Source organism: Dorea sp. ICN-14282, from assembly GCF_037890115.1.
Lineage (GTDB): Bacteria > Bacillota > Clostridia > Lachnospirales > Lachnospiraceae > Dorea_B > Dorea_B phocaeensis.
Genome location: NZ_JBBKBH010000002.1, coordinates 1 through 19,198 on the forward strand (window position 1 = coordinate 1; position 19,198 = coordinate 19,198).

Genomic DNA, 19,198 nt, shown 5'->3' on the forward strand with positions numbered 1-19,198 from the left:
GTTGTTTACTCTCTTGCGACAGCCATATTAGATTATCACATTTTATCGAGCTTGTCAACAACTTTTTTCAATTTTTTTGTCGCTCTTGCGTTTCTCAGAAGCGCTCTCTCGCGACAGCTATATTAGATTACCACGGGTGTTTTAAATTGTCAATGTTATTTTTATTTTTTCTTCATTTTAGACAATTGATACAATTCAACTCTTCTGAATACTTATTCATTGTATATTTTTTCCAACTAAAATTCCCTTATCTTTCATTTTAAAGCAATCCCTCAAGCTATTTCGACATATTCTTTTCCACTTTCCTTTTAAAGTTTTTTACGAATATCGCTTATATGCATCTTTAATGAACTATCTGTACAGTCTAGTATATCTTCACTAATACGGTCAAAAATTTATGATTTGGAACAACTTGCGACGGATTTTGTATTAAAAATTTCAGAATTGTATACACTGTTCACTTCACCTTGATACACAAGAAGCGATCAGCTACTCAACGTATAATATGAGTAAAAAAATAAGCGTATCACTATTTCTAATGATACGCTTATTGTATTTTTCAAACAAAGTCTCTATGAGAACTCTTACTTGCTTGCGATAGCTGCCTGTGCTGCTGCAAGACGAGCGATCGGTACACGGAATGGTGAGCAAGATACGTAGTCTAAGCCAATCTTATGGCAGAATTCTACGGAGCTTGGATCTCCACCGTGCTCTCCACAGATACCAATGTGAAGGTTTGGATTAACTGGTTTGCCTAATGCGATAGACATTTCCATTAACTTACCAACACCTGTCTGGTCAAGCTTAGCAAATGGATCATTCTCGAAGATCTTAGCATCATAGTAAGCATCTAAGAACTTACCAGCATCGTCACGAGAGAATCCGAATGCCATCTGTGTTAAGTCGTTTGTACCGAAGCAGAAGAAATCAGCTTCTTTAGCGATCTCGTCAGCTGTCAGAGCTGCTCTTGGGATCTCGATCATTGTACCAACTTCGTACTTCAGATCAGAACCTGCTGCAGCGATTTCAGCGTCAGCTGTCTCTACAACGATCTTCTTAACATATTTTAACTCTTTCACATCTCCAACAAGTGGAATCATGATCTCTGGGCATACATTCCAGTCAGCGTGTGCTTTCTGTACATTGATAGCTGCACGGATAACAGCTCTTGTCTGCATCTTAGCAATCTCTGGATAAGTAACTGCAAGACGGCATCCACGGTGTCCCATCATTGGGTTGAACTCATGTAAGCTGTCGATGATTGCTTTGATCTGCTCAACAGTCTTGCCCTGAGAATCAGCCAGTTTCTTAATGTCTTCTTCCTCTGTAGGAACGAACTCATGAAGCGGTGGATCAAGGAAACGGATTGTAACCGGGTTACCTTCCAGTGCCTCGTATAATGCTTCAAAGTCTCCCTGCTGCTCTGGAAGGATCTTCTCAAGTGCAGCTTCTCTTTCTTCTACAGTCTCAGAACAGATCATCTCACGGAATGCATCAATTCTGTTTCCTTCGAAGAACATGTGCTCTGTACGGCAAAGTCCGATACCTTCTGCACCAAGCTCACGAGCTTTTTTAGCGTCTGCAGGTGTATCTGCATTTGTACGAACTTTCATTGTTCTGTATTTGTCAGCCCATCCCATGATTCTTCCGAACTCACCAGCGATTGTAGCATCAACTGTTGGGATGATTCCGTCATAGATAGCTCCTGTAGATCCGTCAAGAGAAATAGAATCTCCTTCGTGGAACTCTTTACCAGCTAATGTAAATTTCTTGTTTTCTTCGTCCATAACGATGTCGCCACATCCAGATACACAGCATGTACCCATTCCACGTGCAACTACGGCAGCGTGAGATGTCATACCACCACGAACTGTCAGGATACCCTGAGCAGACTTCATACCTGTGATATCTTCTGGAGATGTCTCAAGACGAACAAGGATAACCTTCTCTCCTCTTGCAGCCCAAGCTACAGCGTCATCTGCTGTAAATACAACTTTACCACAAGCTGCTCCTGGAGATGCTCCAAGTGCTTTGCCCATTGGTGTTGCAGCCTTTAATGCAGCAGCATCGAACTGTGGGTGAAGCAGAGTATCAAGGTTTCTTGGATCGATCATAGCTACAGCTTCTTCTTCTGTTCTCATTCCCTCGTCAACAAGGTCACAAGCGATCTTCAGAGCAGCCTGTGCTGTTCTCTTACCATTACGTGTCTGAAGCATATACAGTTTACCATGCTCTACAGTAAACTCCATATCCTGCATATCTCTGTAGTGTTTTTCAAGTGTATTACATACTTCTTTGAACTGAGCAAATGCCTCTGGGAATTTCTGCTCCATCTCGGAAATGTGCATTGGTGTACGAACACCAGCAACTACGTCCTCACCCTGTGCATTTGTAAGGAACTCTCCGAACAGACCATTTTCTCCTGTAGCTGGGTCACGTGTAAACGCAACACCTGTACCACAGTCATCACCCATGTTACCAAATGCCATCATCTGTACGTTAACAGCTGTTCCCCAAGAATATGGGATATCATTATCACGACGATATACATTTGCACGAGGGTTGTCCCAAGAACGGAATACTGCTTTTACAGCTCCCATTAACTGCTCTTTAGCATCAGATGGGAAGTCTTCACCAATTTTAGCTTTGTACTCAGCTTTGAACTGTCCAGCAAGTGTCTTAAGGTCTTCTGCTGTAAGGTCAACGTCCTGAGTTACACCTTTTTCTTCTTTCATCTTGTCGATAAGCTCTTCAAAATATTTCTTACCAACTTCCATAACTACGTCAGAGTACATCTGGATAAATCTTCTGTAGCAATCCCATGCCCAACGTGGATTACCAGAAGCTTCTGCCAATGCCTCTACTACATCTTCATTCAAACCAAGGTTCAGGATTGTATCCATCATACCTGGCATAGAAGCTCTTGCTCCAGAACGAACGGATACAAGAAGCGGATTCTCTTTATCGCCAAATTTCTTTCCTGCAACTGCTTCAAGTTTTACGATAGCATCCATAATCTGATCCATGATCTCATCATTGATCTTTCTGCCATCTTCATAGTACTGTGTACAAGCCTCTGTTGTTACAGTGAATCCCTGTGGTACCGGGAGTCCAAGGCTTGTCATCTCAGCAAGGTTAGCGCCTTTTCCACCAAGAAGGTTTCTCATTGTAGCGTTACCTTCGGTAAACATATAAACCCATTTTGCCATGTTACATGACCTCCTACACTATTTTTTTCTAAGTCGCACATCTATTTTACTGGTTTTGCCAGTTTTCGTCAAGAGGTTTCAGCATAAGAATCACAGGGGATGCAGGCTTTTTCCAAAGTCCTGCATCCCCTGCCGTCATTTCTACATATTTTTCAGAAATGCCTTATATCCTCTGTAGGCTTCATATATATCCGCCTTACTTGTCACTTCCCACGGTGCATGCATATTCAAAACCGCCACACCACTGTCGATCACTTCCATTCCATAGTTCGCCATAATGTATGCAATGGTTCCGCCGCCGCCTTCATCTACTTTTCCAAGCTCTGCAAACTGGTAAGCAACATCCTCCTGATCCATTGCATTTCTAAGCTGCGCAAGATATTCTGCATTTGCATCGTTGGATCCGCTTTTTCCTCTGCTTCCTGTAAACTTATTAAATACCAATCCTTTCGCGAAAAACGCAGCGCTTCTCTTTTCAAATGCTTCTGCATACATCGGATCATATGCTGCACTGACATCGGAAGAAAGCATTTTAGAATTCTGAAGAGCTCTTCTAACCTTCAGTTCAGACTCCTCTCCCGATAAAGCAACCAATTCCGCCACTACGTTCTCAAAGAATCGAGAATGCATTCCGGTAGCACCTACGCTTCCGATTTCCTCTTTATCTACCAGAATACAGCACGCTGTCCGGTCTACCGCTTCTACATCCAACATTGCAAACAAGGATGTAAATGCACAAACACGGTCATCCTGTCCATAAGCGATCACCATGCTTCGATCAATTCCGCAGTCCCTTGCGCGCCCTGCCGGTACAATTTCCAATTCCGCAGACACAAAATCTTCTTCTTCCATATTATAATATTCTTTTAGAATATTCATAACATTCGCTTTTACTGCTTCTTTTTCTTCTTTTTCCAGGCTCTCACTTTGGTCAATCGGGCAGCTGCCAAACAAAAGATCCAGCTTCTCTCCTTCAATCACAGCATTAGCCTTCTTTTCCATCTGTTTTGCAGCCAGGTGTACCAACAAGTCTGTAATAACAAACACCGGATCATTTTCCTGTTCTCCAATGTTAATCTCCACTACCGTCCCATCTTTTTTGGCAACCACTCCATGGATTGCAAGAGGAAGTGTCACCCACTGATATTTTTTAATTCCTCCGTAATAATGAGTATCCAGATAAGCCAGTTCTTCATTTTCATACAATGGATTCTGCTTTACATCAATACGCGGAGAATCAATGTGTGCACCCAAAATATTCATACCATTTTCCAAGGGCTGTCTTCCAATATGAAACATGGCAATACTTTTCTTCATGCAAACTGCGTAAACCTTATCTCCTGGCTTTAATGCCTCTCCTGATTTCCAAAACGACTCCAGACTTCTGTATCCTTGCGCTTCAATTTCTTTTACCGTATATTGAATACATTCTCTCTCAGTCTTACCTATATCCAGACCTTTTTTATATTTTTCCGCGATCTTTTGCAGTTCCTGATGCTCTGCCTCACCATACACGCTCCATCTGTTTTTTCTTTCCATAAAATTGCAACTCCTTTCTGCCTTTCCATTTAGTATAACACAAAATCAGAGACATGGCAGTTCTTAGTTTTGCCACGTCCCTGACTTATTATTTCTTACATCCAGCATTTTGGATTTTTATTTCATCTCATCTCTGACCTCTTTGAAGCATTTTACAATGAAATCAATATCTTCCTTGGTATGACTTGCACACACCTGCGTACGGATTCTTGCTTTTCCTTTCGGCACAACCGGATAAGAAAATGCAACCACATACACACCCTTTTCCATCATCCTTCTTGCAAATTCTGCTGCCGTCTTCTCATCGTACAACATAACCGGAACACAAGGATGGGTTCCCGGAATAATATCAAATCCATTATCTACCAGTTCTTTTCGATAGTATGCTGTAACTTCTTCCAAATGATCCCGAAGTTCCGTACTCTCATCCAGCATATCAAACAATTCTATACTTGCTCCTGCAATTGCCGGTGCAAGAGAATTAGAGAACAGATACGGACGGCTTCTCTGACGCAGCAGATCAATAATCTCTTTTCGTCCGGATGTATAGCCGCCGGATGCTCCTCCAAGAGCTTTTCCAAGGGTTCCCGTAATAATATCTACACGCCCCTGAACTCCACAGTATTCCGGTGTTCCGCGTCCGGTTTTTCCAACGAATCCAACCGCATGACTATCATCTACCATCACCAGCGCGTGGTACTTATCCGCCAGATCACAGACCCCTTTCAGGTTACAGATAATTCCGTCCATAGAGAAGACTCCATCCGTCGCAATCAGTTTAATTCTTGCTCCCGCTTCATCTGCCTCTTTCAGTTTTGCTTCCAGATCTTCCATGTCGTTATTTTTGTAGCGGAACCGTTTTGCTTTGCAAAGACGCACTCCGTCAATAATAGACGCATGGTTTAACTCATCACTGATTACTGCATCCTCTGCGGTCAAAATCGTTTCAAATAATCCTCCATTTGCATCAAAACAGGAAGAGTAAAGAATCGTATCATCCATTCCCAGGAAATCAGAAATCTTCTTCTCCAGTTTTTTATGAATGTCCTGCGTTCCGCAGATAAAACGTACAGACGCTACTCCATATCCTTTTTCATCGTAGGTTCGTTTTGCCGCTTCAATCAAACGCGGATGATCCCCTAATCCCAGATAATTATTCGCACACATGCACAGAAGCTCTCTTCCGTCTTCCATTTTCACACGCGCTCCCTGCGGAGAAACAAATGGAGCTTCCCCTTTAAAAAGACCGGCTTCTTTGATGCTCTCTACCTCTTTGGTATAAATCTCTAAAATGTCGTTTTTTCTTTCCATCTTTCTTGATTCTTCCTTTCTTTTATATTCTGCTACACTGTTCTGCCGCCAATAATCTTCTAATCGTTCACATGTGCCCAATCCAGAATTACCTTTCCTGAATTGCCTGAAATCATTGCTTCAAATCCCTTTTCATAGTCTTTGATATCAAAATGATGGGTAATAATGCCAGAAATATCAAGTCCTGCCTGAATCATCGTAGACATCTTGTACCAGGTATCCCAAACCTTTCTTCCATAGATACCTCGCAGATTCAATCCATTAAAAATTACCGTTTCAAGATCTACCTTCGCATCGGTTCTCTGAAGCCCCAGAAGTGCAATCTTACCGCCATGCTTCATACTGTGGATCATATCATGAAGACCCGCCTGAGAACCAGACATTTCAAGTCCCACATCGAAACCTTCTGTCATACCGATTTCTTTCATTACATCGAAAATATTTTCCCTCGCCAGATTCACAGCTTTAGTCGCCCCAAGCTTCATCGCCAGATCCAGACGGTACTGATTAAAATCAGTTATAACGACATGGCGCGCGCCGGAAAACTTTGCAATTGCCGCCGCCATAATTCCAATCGGTCCTGCTCCCGCAATCAGCACATCCTCTCCCAGCATATCATAAGAGAGTGCTGTATGCGTTGCATTTCCAAACGGATCAAAAATTGCATACATCTCTTCCGGAATATTCGGATTACATGGCCACACATTGGAGGACGGAATGACTAAATACTCGGCAAATGCACCATTTCTGTTGACGCCCACTCCCTTTGCATCCTTGCAGTTCTCTTTGTGACCTTCCAAACAGTTCCGGCACTTTCCACAAGTAATGTGACCTTCTCCGGATACCAGATCACCGATCTTAAATCCCTTTACACCTGCGCCGACTTCACACACTTCCCCAACATACTCGTGTCCGGCAGTCAGACCGATTGGTATTGTATGCTGTGCCCAGTCATTCCACTGATAAATGTGCACATCCGTTCCACAGATTGCGGTCTTATGAATTTTGATCTTTACATCATTGGGTCCGACTTCCGGAATCGGCACACGCTTCATCCAAAGTCCTTCTTCTGGTTTTTCCTTTACAAGCGCCCACATCATTCCATCTCTTTTTTCACTCACCGTATTTTCCTCCTGTTTTTTCATGAATCATCCTATCGCCGATGTCCTTTTTTAGTATTATAACATCCCTTCTTCTGTCAGACAACGAATTTTTGCCCCACTTTTTTGTGCATTTTGATATTTATTTCACATATAACGCCTTATTTTTTTTGACACTATTTACAACTTTCTATTTACAAAATTTTATTTTTTCTTTATAATTTGGAGTGTTAACATTGATATATTCACATGAAGTTCTGATGGCTTACCCACCTCTTAATCTTGCAATATATCAATAATGTCTCGGGAATAAAGTAGAAAGTGAGGGAAGCAGCTGATGGAATATCTTTCCATAAGCTGCGAAAAGCAACATGAAAAAAGCATTTGAAAAATGGAATAGTATCAGCCTTGTACTGAGAATCCTATGCGGTCTTATCATAGGTATCATTCTCGGGCTGACCATCCCTAAGGCAACCGCAATCATTCTTTTTGGAGACCTTTTTGTCGGCGCATTAAAAGCAATTGCACCACTTCTTGTATTCTTCCTGGTTATGAGTGCTCTTGCCCACATGGGAGAAGGTCAGAAAACAAACATGGGATTTATCGTAATGCTCTACATGCTGGGCAACTTATTCTCAGCATTGGTATCCGTTATCGCATGTAGGTTGTTCCCAATCACGCTAACACTGGCAGAAGCAGCCGGCGGAGATATGGCACCTCCAAGCGGAGTCGGAGAGGTCTTAAAGAACCTGTTACTGAATGTAGTAGCAAACCCTGTCGGTTCTATCGTAAACGGAAACTATATCGGAATTCTGGCATGGGCCTGCATCTTTGGTATTGCATTAAAAGGATCATCCAGTGCAACCAAGAAGATACTGGACGACTTCTCAGAGGCAATTTCCACTGGTGTTAAGTGGGTTATCAGCTTCGCACCCTTTGGTATTATGGGACTGATCTTCAACGTAATCTCTACTTCCGGATTAAAGGCTCTTCTGTCCTACGGTCGTCTGATCCTGGTACTGGTTGGAAGCATGGCATTCGTTGCTCTTGTTATGAATCCAATTATCGTATTTTTGTGCACCAGAAAAAATCCATACCCACTGGTATTCAAGTGTCTGGCAAAAAGCTTTATTACCGCCTTCTTCACACGCAGTTCCGCTGCAAATATCCCTGTTAATATGGAACTCTGTGAAGAAATGGGACTGGACGAAGAACAATATTCTATCTCCATCCCACTTGGCGCAACGATTAACATGGCCGGTGCAGCCATTACCATCTCTGTAATGGCACTGTCTGCAGCACACACCATGGGCATCAGCGTAGACTTCGGAACTGCCCTTGTACTGTGCGTTCTTGCAGCTCTTAGTGCAGCCGGAGCTTCCGGTGTAGCCGGTGGTTCTCTGCTTCTGATCCCAATGGCCTGCGGACTGTTCGGAATTCCATCTGAAATTGCAATGCAGGTTGTCGGCGTCGGCTTCATTATCGGAGTAATTCAGGACTCCTGCGAGACAGGATTAAACTCCTCCACAGACGTTCTGTTTACTGCCGCTGCAGAACTCAGAGACAGAAGATTGCACCCGGAATATTACAAAGACAAACCAGAAGTAAAATGCTAAACAAATCATTTTATGAAAAGACCTGGGATCCGACAAACTGTCGGACCCCAGGTCTTTTCTCATATATGCTCTTCTGTCTTTTCAAACTTTCCGCATCAATTACCACTCAAATTTTTTCTCAAAATATGCTTCCAAATCTTCAATCTTGATTCTCTCCTGCTCCATGGTATCGCGGTCACGAACGGTTACCGCTCCATCTTCTTCAGAATCGAAATCATAGGTAATACAGAATGGAGTTCCGATCTCGTCCTGACGGCGGTAACGTTTTCCAATGTTACCCCTCTCGTCAAACTCGCAGTTATATTTCTTAGCAAGTCGTGCATAGATCTTCTCCGCTCCTTCACTCAGCTTCTTAGAAAGTGGAAGAATACCAATCTTCACTGGAGCCAATGCAGGATGGAAACGAAGCACCGTTCTTATATCTCCGCCTTCCAGTTCTTCCTCATCGTACGCACTGCACAGGAATGCCAGAACCATACGGTCTGCTCCCAAAGACGGTTCAATTACGTATGGAATATATTTGATCTTCTTCTCATCGTCAAAATAGGTCAAATCCTGCTTGGATACATTCTGATGCTGTGTCAGGTCGAAATCTGTTCTATCTGCAATTCCCCAAAGTTCACCCCATCCAAACGGGAACAGGAATTCAATGTCCGTGGTTGCTTTACTGTAATGGCTCAGCTCTTCCGGTGAATGATCACGGTAACGCATCTCATCTTCCTTGATTCCAAGTGTCTCCAGCCAATCCAAACAGAACTTCTTCCAATATGCATGCCATTCCAGATCTGTATCCGGCTCACAGAAGAATTCCATCTCCATCTGCTCAAATTCTCTGGTACGGAAGGTGAAGTTACCCGGTGTAATCTCGTTTCGGAAAGATTTTCCAATCTGGCAGATACCAAATGGAAGTTTCTTTCTGGATGTACGCTGTACGTTCTTAAAGTTTACAAAAATACCCTGCGCTGTCTCAGGACGAAGATATACTACGCTCTTAGCATCCTCTGTAACTCCCTGAAACGTCTTGAACATCAGATTGAATTCCCGGATCTCTGTAAAATTATGTTTTCCGCAGGTCGGACATGGAATATTATTCTCTTTGATATATGCTTCCATCTGCTCATGGCTCCAGCCATCAATACTGTCTCCAATATCCAGTCCATGTTCATGGGCATAATCTTCAATCATCTTATCCGCGCGGAAACGCTCGTGACATTCTTTACAATCCATCAGAGGATCACTGAATCCTCCCAAATGTCCGCTAGCAACCCATGTCTGTGGATTCATCAGAATTGCACAATCCACACCTACATTATATGGAGACTCCTGTACAAACTTCTGCCACCATGCTCTCTTTACATTGTTCTTCAACTCAACTCCAAGATTACCGTAATCCCATGTGTTCGCAAGTCCACCATAGATCTCAGACCCCGGATATACGAATCCTCTTGACTTTGCCAAAGCTACAATCTTATCCATCGTCTTTTCTACCATATTCCTCATCCTCACCTTCTAATTGTTTCATAGTGCTAATCATTATACCAGTTACCACAACCTGTTTTCAAGTCTTATTATACAATTACATTTCCGATGTAATCGTCTTTAAAATTTCCAATGATTTAAAGTGACGATCCACATAACCTGCCAGATACCTTTCCGCCACTACTTCCAACTCTTTCAACACTTCATCCTTTACAACGAAATTATATAATTTCTCAACTGAAGAACCGACAATATACTGCATCGTATACAATGTAGAAGGCAAAAGCGAAATTCCATCCGCAACCTGATTTCTGCACTTTTCACAGACCAAACCTCCGCGTTTTACACTAAACAGAAGATTACCTTCCGTCTTTCCACAAGCCACACATCCAAATACCTGAGGTCCTTCTCCGTTAATGCTTACCGCTTTCAGTTCGTATATACACCGAATCAAACGGTTCGGAATATGTGGATTCAAAAGCGCCCGAAGCGTCTGGTATAAGAGTTTCAAAAGTGTGGTCTCATCATTCGCCTCCCGCGCATAATACCCCGCAAGATCCATAAAATAGAAACCATAATAAGCCCCTTCCACATCTGTGCGCAGCTCGGAAAAGTAATTGGAAATAGAGGCCGACACCAGCGTGTATGATGTCCGCCCCTCATATACCGTAAATTTCCCGAAGGAAAATGGGCTTGTCACTCCCACAAGCCCGCTATGAGGGCGCCTTGCCCCACGGGCAAAGGCTGAAATCTTCCCTCTTTCCTTCGTCAGAATCACCACCCGTCTGTCATATTCCCCGACAGGCGCTGCCTGCAGCACCATTCCTGTCACTGTTATCTGATTCACCACTTGCTGCACCTTCAAAGCGATCTGTTATTAAACCGCTTTCCATACCTTTGTAATCTAAATAATCTGTAATTTTCCCTGTTTTCATAAATTGGTTCCAGTATTCCTCTTCCATGATCTCACCTCATCCTGCGTTATAGGATTAGGTTCCCCCATGGCTTACGGACTTATTCTTCTTCCCGATATCCAAAATTTTTCATCAGGAATTCACTGTCTCTCCAGTCCTTCTTCACTTTTACCCAAAGCTTTAAATTCACTTGAGTATCTAGCATTTTTTCAATCTCATACCGCGCTGTGCTTCCAATCTTTTTCAGCATAGATCCCTGTTTCCCGATAATGATTCCTTTGTGAGAATCTCGTTCACAGATGATGGTAGCGTCGATATGCATCACCTTATTTTTCTTCTTCATCTGATCAATCGCCACTGCAATCCCATGCGGAATCTCTTCCTGCAGGCAGTGAAGCGCCTTTTCCCGGATTAACTCTGCTACGATTTGACGCTCCGGCTGATCTGTAATCGTATCCTCACTGTAAAACTGCGGTCCATACGGAAGATATTTCATAATCACCTTTAACAGTTCTTCTGTATTCTCGCCGCTTCTTGCAGATACCGGTACGATTTCCGCAAAGTCATAAATATCCTTGTATGCAGAAATCGCTGTCAGAATCTCTTCTTTTTTCACGCTGTCGATTTTATTAATCACTAGAATTACCGGCGTATTGACCCGACCAAGCTGTTTTGCAATATGCTGTTCCCCCGCTCCGATAAATGTAGTCGGCTCCACCAGCCACAGCACCACATCTACATCATTTAATGTCTGCTGAGCCACATTTACCATGTATTCTCCCAACTTGTTCTTCGCCTTGTGAATTCCAGGCGTATCAACAAACACAATCTGCCCTTCCTCCATCGTAAGAACCGTCTGAATCCGGTTTCTTGTTGTCTGTGGTTTATTAGACGTAATCGCAATCTTCTGTCCAATCAGATGATTCATAAGCGTTGACTTTCCTACGTTTGGACGCCCAATCAGCGTCACAAATCCTGATTTAAAATCACTTCTCATATCTTCCCGCATAATCTCCTCTATCTTTTTCTCGTCTGTACTTTGCCTCTTACCGCATTTTTAAAACCGCTAAAAATTTGTAATATTCTGGAATAATTCCCGATCTTCTTCGATCTTCTCTTCCCCGCCGATCACGCAGATTTGGTCCGCTCTTAGCACAGCCTCCACTACGGGCGCAAGCTTTCTGATATCCTCCTGCTGCGCCTCCAGAATCTGGCAGCGTTCTGTTTGAATCATTTCCTCAGATACCCGGTTCATATACAAATTCATAGAACGCTCTCCTTTAATGGCCGGAGTCATCGGCTGATCAATATTACTCATCGTTCCGATAATATATTTTGTCATATCACGATCTGTCACTGTAAAGTTCTCAAGATAATCTACTACCCCTTCATAAACATCCATCGTACGCTTTAAATTCGGATCACGATAGGAAACAAAATATCCTTCTCCAATCCGGTTAAAATTAGTCATACAGCCATAAGCTCCACCGATCACTCGCACATTCTGCCATAGATAATCATAACTTAAAATCACTTTCAGAATCTGCAAAGCGCCATGATATGGTACCCCTTGATCAATAAAATTACCAGCCCTTGCCACATATTGTACCTTTGACGCTGTTTTAAAGCCTTCATTCTTCTTCTCGCAATGGAGGATACAAGGCGTCTCTTTTGTTTCTTCCTCAAAGAGCCTTTTCTTCAGCCCTTCGATCATCGTCTCCATTCCAGAAAGCCCCGCCTTCGATGCGGTAAAACTGATCATCATCCGGTCCGAACGGAAAAGCTTTTTAGTAAGATTTGTAAGAATTTCTGTCAAACGGGCTTTTTCTTCCTCGAAATGTTCTTCCAGATAAGCGACCTTTTCATAAAATTCAATTCCACTCGTCATATCTTTCAGTTTTGCTGAAGGAGATGCATAAGACATCGCTCGAAGAGCTGCTGTTGTATGCCCGGATGACTGGAACTTCATCAACAATCTTGACTTCAGCATTGCCAGAATTTCTTTCATCCGCTTCGTATCTTCAAGCTTCGACTCCGCTAATATTTCCCCGATCATTTCAAACGCCATCGGAAGTTTCTGATACAGCGCTTTTGCCTTGACTTCAAAAGTCGAACGGAATACTTTCTCTTTTACATTTGTCACATCGTTATAAAGTTCCAGAGAAGTTCCAATTCCACCTGTATGCACATTAATTTCATTGAATAATTCACCATACTCATAGTGAGTTGTATCAATAATCCCCAGTACAGACTGCAAAATTCCCAGATATGGAAGCTCTTCTTCTGCAACATCAGACGCATCGAACATAACATCCATATATCCGATTCCATTGGTCTCAATTTCATGGAATACCACCGGAACGCCTGCAATCGTCAGTTCTTCATTGATAATTGGTGCAATTTCCCCGGAAATATCTTCCCGTTTCAGAATCGGAATTCGTTCCAGATCCTCCTCTGCATCCGGTTCAGACTGATAAGCCTCCAAAGCTTTGGTTCGTTCCACCAGACACTCCTGTTCTTCCTTACTCAAACTCATCTTGTATGCCTGAAGCGCTTCTTCCAGCTCTTTCTCCATTCTGGCTGTGCGTCCACGCTCCGGCTTCACAACCACAATCGCCCCATGGGTGTTATCAAGCAAATACCTCTGAATCAGCTGCTCATAGTAATCTGTCTGTACTTGTTTTTTCAAAAATTCAAACGTATCCAGCGCTTCTATATGAATAAACGGTTTTTCATCATCATACAGCCAGCTGTCCATCATCTGAAGTCCGTACATCAAGCCCTTTGGATAATTTCCAAAATCCGCCTCCCGATAACGGAATTCATGGTAATTAATCCCAGCTTCCAATGCTTTCTTATCAATCCCGTCTGTTACTAGTGTCCGCAGAACATCTTCCACCGTCTCGACAAATATATCCTTCTGAGACTTCTCAGCATTCTTTGCAATCACAGAAAAAATCGGCTGGTAGATTCCATTATCATAAGATCCCATAATATCCTTACCGATTCCCGCATCTGTAAGCGCCTTCTTAAGCGGCGCTCCAGGAGCAGACAACAGCGCATAATCCAGAATTTGAAATGCAAGATACAATTCGCGGTCAAGGCTTGTACCGATCACTTTATTATAAGAAAGGTACGTATTTTCGCTTTCAGATTCATCGCTTGCTATGGAATATGCTATTTCTTTTTCTACGACTTCTGTAAAGGGATCCTGATATTTGATCTTTGAATCCACCTGTATTTCCTCATAGTCACTTAAGTATTCAAGATCCAGCCACTTCAGTTTTTCCTCCATATCCATATCGCCATACAGATAAATATAACTGTTGGATGGATGATAATATTTCTGATGGAAATCTAAGAACTGCTCATACGTAAGTTCCGGAATTACTTCCGGATCTCCGCCAGATTCGTTCGCATAGGAGGTATCCGGGAACAACGTATTCAATACCACACGATCCAGCACGCCTTCCGGAGATGAAAATGCTCCCTTCATCTCATTGTAGACAACACCATTGTATTCCAGCTTGTCATCCAGTGAATCCAGTTTATAACTCCACCCTTCCTGCCGGAAAATTTCTTCATGCTGATAAATATTCGGATGCAGCACCGCATCCATATACACGTGCATCAAATTCTGAAAGTCTTTGTCATTGCAGCTCGCCACCGGGTATACCGTCTTATCCGGATAGGTCATTGCATTTAAAAAGGTGTTCAACGAACCTTTAACCAGCTCCACAAACGGGTCTTTTGCAGGAAAATTTTTAGAACCGCACAGAACCGAATGTTCCATAATATGCGGTACACCGGTACTATCGGACGGCGGTGTCCGAAATCCGATACTGAACACCTTATTCTCGTCGTCATTTTCCACCAGCAGCACACGCGCCCCACTCTTTTTGTGCCGCAGCAAATAACTTTTCGCCTGAATCCCCGGCAAATTCTCTTCTTTCTGAAGTTCGTATGCCTGTAAATGATTTATATTCATATCGTTTATGCCTCTCCTTTCAAGAAAATAAATTCCATAACTACTATTCTATCCTTTTTTTCTGCTTTTCTCAAGTTCTTCCTTTTTTCCATTCTCGAAAAATCATTTTCTTAATTCTTTTTCCAGCAATATCAAATTCACATTTGGGATTCCGTTAAATACACAGGGAACTGCTCCAGCCTCTCGATACCCTAATTTTCGATACAACGACCGGGCGGCCGCGTTCTTTTCATTCGTGTCCATACGCAGCACGCGGCATCCCCTCGCTTCAGCATATGTTTCATAAAAATCCACGAACTTACTTCCAATCCCTTTTCTTCCCTCGTCCGGACTAACCACTAATGTATGCAGTACCATCACTTCTTCCGCCTTTGCAGGATACTGCCAAATTCCGTCTGCATAGACATCCACCTGACTTTGATTGATAATTGCCGATGCCGTAATCTTCCCTTCTTCCTCAAACACAAATAATTCTTGCCGTTCAAAAGCGGCCCTTGCCGTATTTTCCACCGGATACACGTCTGGAAGCCATCCTATTTTTAACTTTCCCTTCCGTTCTTCTTCGTGAATTTTTTGATAAATCGACACAACAGAAGCGATATCTTCCGAGGAAGCCTTTCGAAATCCTGTCATCTTCTTTTCCAACACACCCTTATCCTTTCTCCTGTACTTATTTCAACTCATAACCCTCTGCTACAATCTTCCTTTTATGATAAGTATAACCGATTCTTCTATTCATTCCTAGCCTTTCTAATATGAATCCTAGCTTCTTCCTACACAAAAACTGGTGCAGCCTTTCGACCACACCAGTTTCAATCCCACTTTATAAGATTTTCCAGTTTCTTCTATGCCTTCTGATCCGTCACTTTTTTGATTACCAAAATAGTACCTATCATCAGGACAATTCCTATCGGCAGACAGATAAATGCATTCTGAACAAAGCCCGTAATAATATAGTTAACAAATGTTACTGCTGCAACCGTAATTGCGTATGGAAGCTGTGTCGTAACATGGTTTACATGGTTACACTGCGCTCCTGCCGATGCCATAATCGTCGTATCTGAAATCGGCGAACAGTGATCTCCACAAACTGCACCTGCCATACATGCAGAAATAGAAATGATCATCATCGTCTCATTCGTTCCCTGGAATACTGCTACTACAATCGGAATCAGGATTCCGAAAGTTCCCCAGGACGTTCCTGTTGCAAATGCTAAGAAACATCCCACCAGGAAGATAATTGCCGGAAGCAGATTTAAAAGTCCTCCTGCTGCGGAGTTCATAATTCCTGCTACATATTCTGCTGCTCCAAGACTATCCGTCATCGCTTTCAGCGTCCAGGCAAAGGTCAAAATCAAAATCGCCGGCACCATCGCCTTGAACCCTTCCGGAACACAAGCCATAGATTCGCTAAATTTCAATACCTTTCGCACTGCATAGAAAATTACGGTAATCACAAACGCAAAGAAACTTCCAAACATCAGACCCACGGATGCATCACTATTAGAAAACGCTTCCACAAATCCAGTTCCGCTAAAGAATCCACCCGTATAAATCATTCCAATCACACAGGCAATAATCAGTACTGCAATCGGAAATACCAAATCGATAACCTTTCCCTTACTCTCATCAACTTCCTCTTCCGCATTTGCATATGGACGATCCGGTGTCGTATAAAGGTCTCCTTTAACAGCGTTGCTCTCATGCAGCTTCATCGGGCCATAGTCAACTTTCAGCCATACAATCGTCAGCATCATCACAATTGTCAGAAGCGCATAAAAGTTGTAAGGAATCGCTCTGATAAACATAGCAAATCCATCTTCCCCTTCTACAAAACCAGTAACGGCTGCAGCCCAGGAAGAAATCGGCGCGATAATACAAACAGGAGCCGCTGTTGCATCAATCAAATAAGCCAGTTTTGCACGGGATACATTATGTTTATCCGTTACCGGACGCATAACGCTTCCAACTGTTAAACAGTTAAAATAATCATCAATAAAAATCAGCACTCCCAAAGCGATTGTTGCCAGCTGTGCACCGACTCTACTCTTAATATGCTCGCTTGCCCAACGCCCAAACGCAGCTGATCCTCCAGCTTTATTCATCATACACACCATAATTCCAAGAATTACCAGGAACACCAGAATTCCCACATTATAGCTGTCAGACAGAACTCCTACAATTCCATCCTGAAAAACATGGGTAATCGTCTTCTCAAACTGAAATCCGGACCAAAATACTCCTCCGATCAGAATTCCAACAAACAAAGAACTATAAACTTCTTTTGTAATCAATGCCAACACAATTGCCACTACAGGTGGAACCAGCGCCCAAAATGACGCATACATGTCCGGCACATATTCCGCTGCTTCTTCCGCCGCAAACACAGTCATCGAGCTGCAAAGAAGAATACACAGAACTGTCAAGGTACCCCAAAGGGCTTTTTTCTTTCCTCTCATTTTCCCATTTCCTTTCTTTGGTATCTTAAACTTTACGAATAACTAACTCGGAGACCCCTATTTACAGGAAATCCTGCAAAATAAAAAAACGCCATGAAAACGCAGTTTTTCGCTTTCATGGCAGAACCATCTAACATCCGTACATCCGCAGATTGATTATTTTCGATAGATTGTTTATTCTGATAGCGCTCCACTGCTGTGACAGTCCGTGACATCTTCTGCCCACGTCCCAGAGATCAAACTTGGAATCATTTCATCTCTTCGGCAAATTCCCCTTTCTTCAGAAAACAGTCTTCCAAACTCTCGCTCCCTGAATACTGATGAAATTCGCACCTCTATCAAGTCCTAATTATTCATATAGTACTATATATACCACTTTCCAGTATAAAAGTCAATACTTTAAAGTGCTAAGCCCGCTATAGCAATACACTCGGCAATACAATATCGCTGTTTTCCTTTATATAAAAAGCAGAAAAATATGCCTCCTCCAACGGAATCCATCGCTTTATAAACATCGAAAGCTTCTCTTCCCCATTTCGCTTTCGGATCCTCCTAATCTGCTCTTTTGGATCAACGTCTAAAAATATTTTCAAATTCCAGTGCTTCTGGAATGCCGGATGACAACTGTATGCCCCCTCAACGATTACCACCGGAGCAGACTCCACCTTAACCCACTCTCCAAACTCCATTTTTTGACAATCAAATATACGATACGAAAAACTTTCTCCCGAAACTAAAGGGTTTATTACCTCATCCCGGAAGCGTTCTCGATCTACATTTCCGCCCGGTTCGGCAAGCCTCTCTTCTGTTCTTTGATGACGCTGCAAAAAAAAATGATCCATCTGAATCACCGGGCAATGCATATGAATACCCATTTCTCTTGCAAACGTCGTCTTTCCCGCTGCACATCTCCCATCAACTGCAATAATATAGGGGCTTTTCATCATACTTCTCCTTCCTGTTTTTCCTCTGGTTCCCATCCTGCCCGTCTCACCGCCGACATAATTGCCGGGATCAGAATTAACTGCAGAAGAATCCCCGGAATCGCATTCAGAAACGCACCTGATACGAACATCTTCCATCCAAATGCACTGCCGTTAACGCCAAGTAATACAACCTCTGCCATCCCCCACACAATTCTACCACAAATCATCGCCGCCACCAGCGCACGGTATACAGACACCGTTGTCTTCTTTTCTAAACGTGTATACAGGATCCCCACTATTGCACCATATGCAGCGAGCTCAAACACCATTGCTATCGCCATCGGATATAACATCGGCATTCCAAAAATGAACGAACGCAGAATCGGAAGGATCATTCCCGTCGCCAGTCCATAGAACCATCCACAAATAAGCCCACACAAAAGCACTGGAATGTGCATTGGAAGCAGCATATTTCCAATTTTAGGAATCTGTCCGGTAAAAAACGGGAGCACCATACCAATTGCGAGAAACATTGCTGACAACGTTAGTTTTTGTGTTCTTTTTTTCATACCAATTCCTCCAAATCCTTCTTCTAATATCGCTTCTTTTATCATACAGGACGCTTCCATTTTCATCAATAATAAAAAACAGAAAGAA

Annotated in this window: 14 protein-coding genes and 1 riboswitch; of the genes, 1 reads left to right on the forward strand and 13 read right to left on the reverse strand. The window is 42.8% G+C overall.

Going from position 1 to position 19,198, the window contains the following annotated elements; genetic code table 11:
- Positions 1-584 precede the first annotated feature (584 nt).
- From ppdK to tdh, 4 genes are all read right to left on the reverse strand, one after another.
- A complete protein-coding gene (ppdK, locus tag WKT00_RS05305) occupies positions 585-3,209 on the reverse strand; it encodes a pyruvate, phosphate dikinase (protein WP_101694795.1) in 2,625 nt (874 codons plus the stop codon).
- 141 nt (positions 3,210-3,350) lie between these two features.
- On the reverse strand, positions 3,351-4,748 hold the full coding sequence (locus tag WKT00_RS05310) for an aminopeptidase (RefSeq protein ID WP_340261610.1): 1,398 nt from the start codon (positions 4,746-4,748) through the stop codon (positions 3,351-3,353).
- Between the two features lie 117 nt (positions 4,749-4,865).
- Entirely contained in the window at positions 4,866-6,059 is a 1,194-nt protein-coding gene (locus tag WKT00_RS05315) for a glycine C-acetyltransferase (RefSeq protein ID WP_340261613.1), read from the reverse strand.
- A gap of 59 nt (positions 6,060-6,118) precedes the next feature.
- On the reverse strand, positions 6,119-7,159 hold the full coding sequence (gene tdh, locus WKT00_RS05320; protein WP_340263017.1) for an L-threonine 3-dehydrogenase: 1,041 nt from the start codon (positions 7,157-7,159) through the stop codon (positions 6,119-6,121).
- 371 nt (positions 7,160-7,530) lie between these two features.
- On the opposite strand from tdh, the gene sstT reads away from it, so the two are divergent.
- The gene (sstT, locus tag WKT00_RS05325) at positions 7,531-8,775 is read left to right on the forward strand and encodes a serine/threonine transporter SstT (protein ID WP_101694799.1); all 1,245 of its coding nucleotides are present in this window, start codon (positions 7,531-7,533) and stop codon (positions 8,773-8,775) included.
- Positions 8,776-8,874: 99 nt separating this feature from the next.
- Here the strand turns inward: sstT and WKT00_RS05330 are convergent, their stop codons facing one another.
- The 9 genes from WKT00_RS05330 to WKT00_RS05370 all read right to left on the reverse strand — a co-directional run bounded on the left by WKT00_RS05330 (position 8,875) and on the right by WKT00_RS05370 (position 19,110).
- A complete protein-coding gene (locus WKT00_RS05330) occupies positions 8,875-10,266 on the reverse strand; it encodes a glycine--tRNA ligase (RefSeq protein WP_101694800.1) in 1,392 nt (463 codons plus the stop codon).
- Between the two features lie 85 nt (positions 10,267-10,351).
- Positions 10,352-11,101: a DNA repair protein RecO gene (gene recO, locus WKT00_RS05335; RefSeq protein ID WP_101695302.1), complete on the reverse strand. Its 750-nt coding sequence runs from the start codon at positions 11,099-11,101 to the stop codon at positions 10,352-10,354.
- A complete protein-coding gene (locus WKT00_RS05340; protein WP_159459850.1) occupies positions 11,043-11,216 on the reverse strand; it encodes a hypothetical protein in 174 nt (57 codons plus the stop codon). The genes recO and WKT00_RS05340 overlap by 59 nt, the downstream gene beginning before the upstream one ends.
- A 52-nt stretch (positions 11,217-11,268) precedes the next feature.
- Positions 11,269-12,165 (reverse strand): GTPase Era, encoded by an 897-nt coding sequence (gene era, locus WKT00_RS05345; RefSeq protein WP_101695303.1) that lies wholly within the window; start codon positions 12,163-12,165, stop codon positions 11,269-11,271.
- Positions 12,166-12,234: 69 nt separating this feature from the next.
- Entirely contained in the window at positions 12,235-15,156 is a 2,922-nt protein-coding gene (locus WKT00_RS05350) for an insulinase family protein (protein ID WP_340261621.1), read from the reverse strand.
- Between the two features lie 102 nt (positions 15,157-15,258).
- Positions 15,259-15,804 (reverse strand): GNAT family N-acetyltransferase, encoded by a 546-nt coding sequence (locus WKT00_RS05355; RefSeq protein WP_242962642.1) that lies wholly within the window; start codon positions 15,802-15,804, stop codon positions 15,259-15,261.
- A gap of 197 nt (positions 15,805-16,001) precedes the next feature.
- Positions 16,002-17,615 carry a Na+/H+ antiporter NhaC family protein gene (locus tag WKT00_RS05360; protein WP_101694802.1) on the reverse strand — a complete coding sequence of 538 codons (1,614 nt, stop codon included), beginning with the start codon at positions 17,613-17,615 and terminating at the stop codon, positions 16,002-16,004.
- Between the two features lie 175 nt (positions 17,616-17,790).
- A riboswitch (Lysine riboswitch) is annotated at positions 17,791-17,961 on the reverse strand.
- A gap of 70 nt (positions 17,962-18,031) precedes the next feature.
- On the reverse strand, positions 18,032-18,562 hold the full coding sequence (locus tag WKT00_RS05365) for a uridine kinase family protein (RefSeq protein ID WP_340261625.1): 531 nt from the start codon (positions 18,560-18,562) through the stop codon (positions 18,032-18,034).
- A complete protein-coding gene (locus WKT00_RS05370) occupies positions 18,559-19,110 on the reverse strand; it encodes an ECF transporter S component (protein WP_173814526.1) in 552 nt (183 codons plus the stop codon). Before WKT00_RS05370 ends, WKT00_RS05365 begins: the two co-directional genes overlap by 4 nt.
- Positions 19,111-19,198: the final 88 nt, after the last annotated feature.

Bases quoted from the DNA above. Each gene is read 5' to 3' on its own strand.
- ppdK (WP_101694795.1), bottom strand. From the start codon at position 3,209: ATGGCAAAATGGGTTTATATGTTTACCGAAGGTAACGCTACAATGAGA.
- WKT00_RS05310 (WP_340261610.1), bottom strand. From the start codon at position 4,748: ATGGAAAGAAAAAACAGATGGAGCGTGTATGGTGAGGCAGAGCATCAG.
- WKT00_RS05315 (WP_340261613.1), bottom strand. From the start codon at position 6,059: ATGGAAAGAAAAAACGACATTTTAGAGATTTATACCAAAGAGGTAGAG.
- tdh (WP_340263017.1), bottom strand. From the start codon at position 7,159: ATGATGTGGGCGCTTGTAAAGGAAAAACCAGAAGAAGGACTTTGGATG.
- sstT (WP_101694799.1), top strand. From the start codon at position 7,531: ATGAAAAAAGCATTTGAAAAATGGAATAGTATCAGCCTTGTACTGAGA.
- WKT00_RS05330 (WP_101694800.1), bottom strand. From the start codon at position 10,266: ATGGTAGAAAAGACGATGGATAAGATTGTAGCTTTGGCAAAGTCAAGA.
- WKT00_RS05340 (WP_159459850.1), bottom strand. From the start codon at position 11,216: ATGGAAGAGGAATACTGGAACCAATTTATGAAAACAGGGAAAATTACA.
- era (WP_101695303.1), bottom strand. From the start codon at position 12,165: ATGAGAAGTGATTTTAAATCAGGATTTGTGACGCTGATTGGGCGTCCA.
- WKT00_RS05350 (WP_340261621.1), bottom strand. From the start codon at position 15,156: ATGAATATAAATCATTTACAGGCATACGAACTTCAGAAAGAAGAGAAT.
- WKT00_RS05360 (WP_101694802.1), bottom strand. From the start codon at position 17,615: ATGAGAGGAAAGAAAAAAGCCCTTTGGGGTACCTTGACAGTTCTGTGT.
- WKT00_RS05365 (WP_340261625.1), bottom strand. From the start codon at position 18,562: ATGATGAAAAGCCCCTATATTATTGCAGTTGATGGGAGATGTGCAGCG.
- WKT00_RS05370 (WP_173814526.1), bottom strand. From the start codon at position 19,110: ATGAAAAAAAGAACACAAAAACTAACGTTGTCAGCAATGTTTCTCGCA.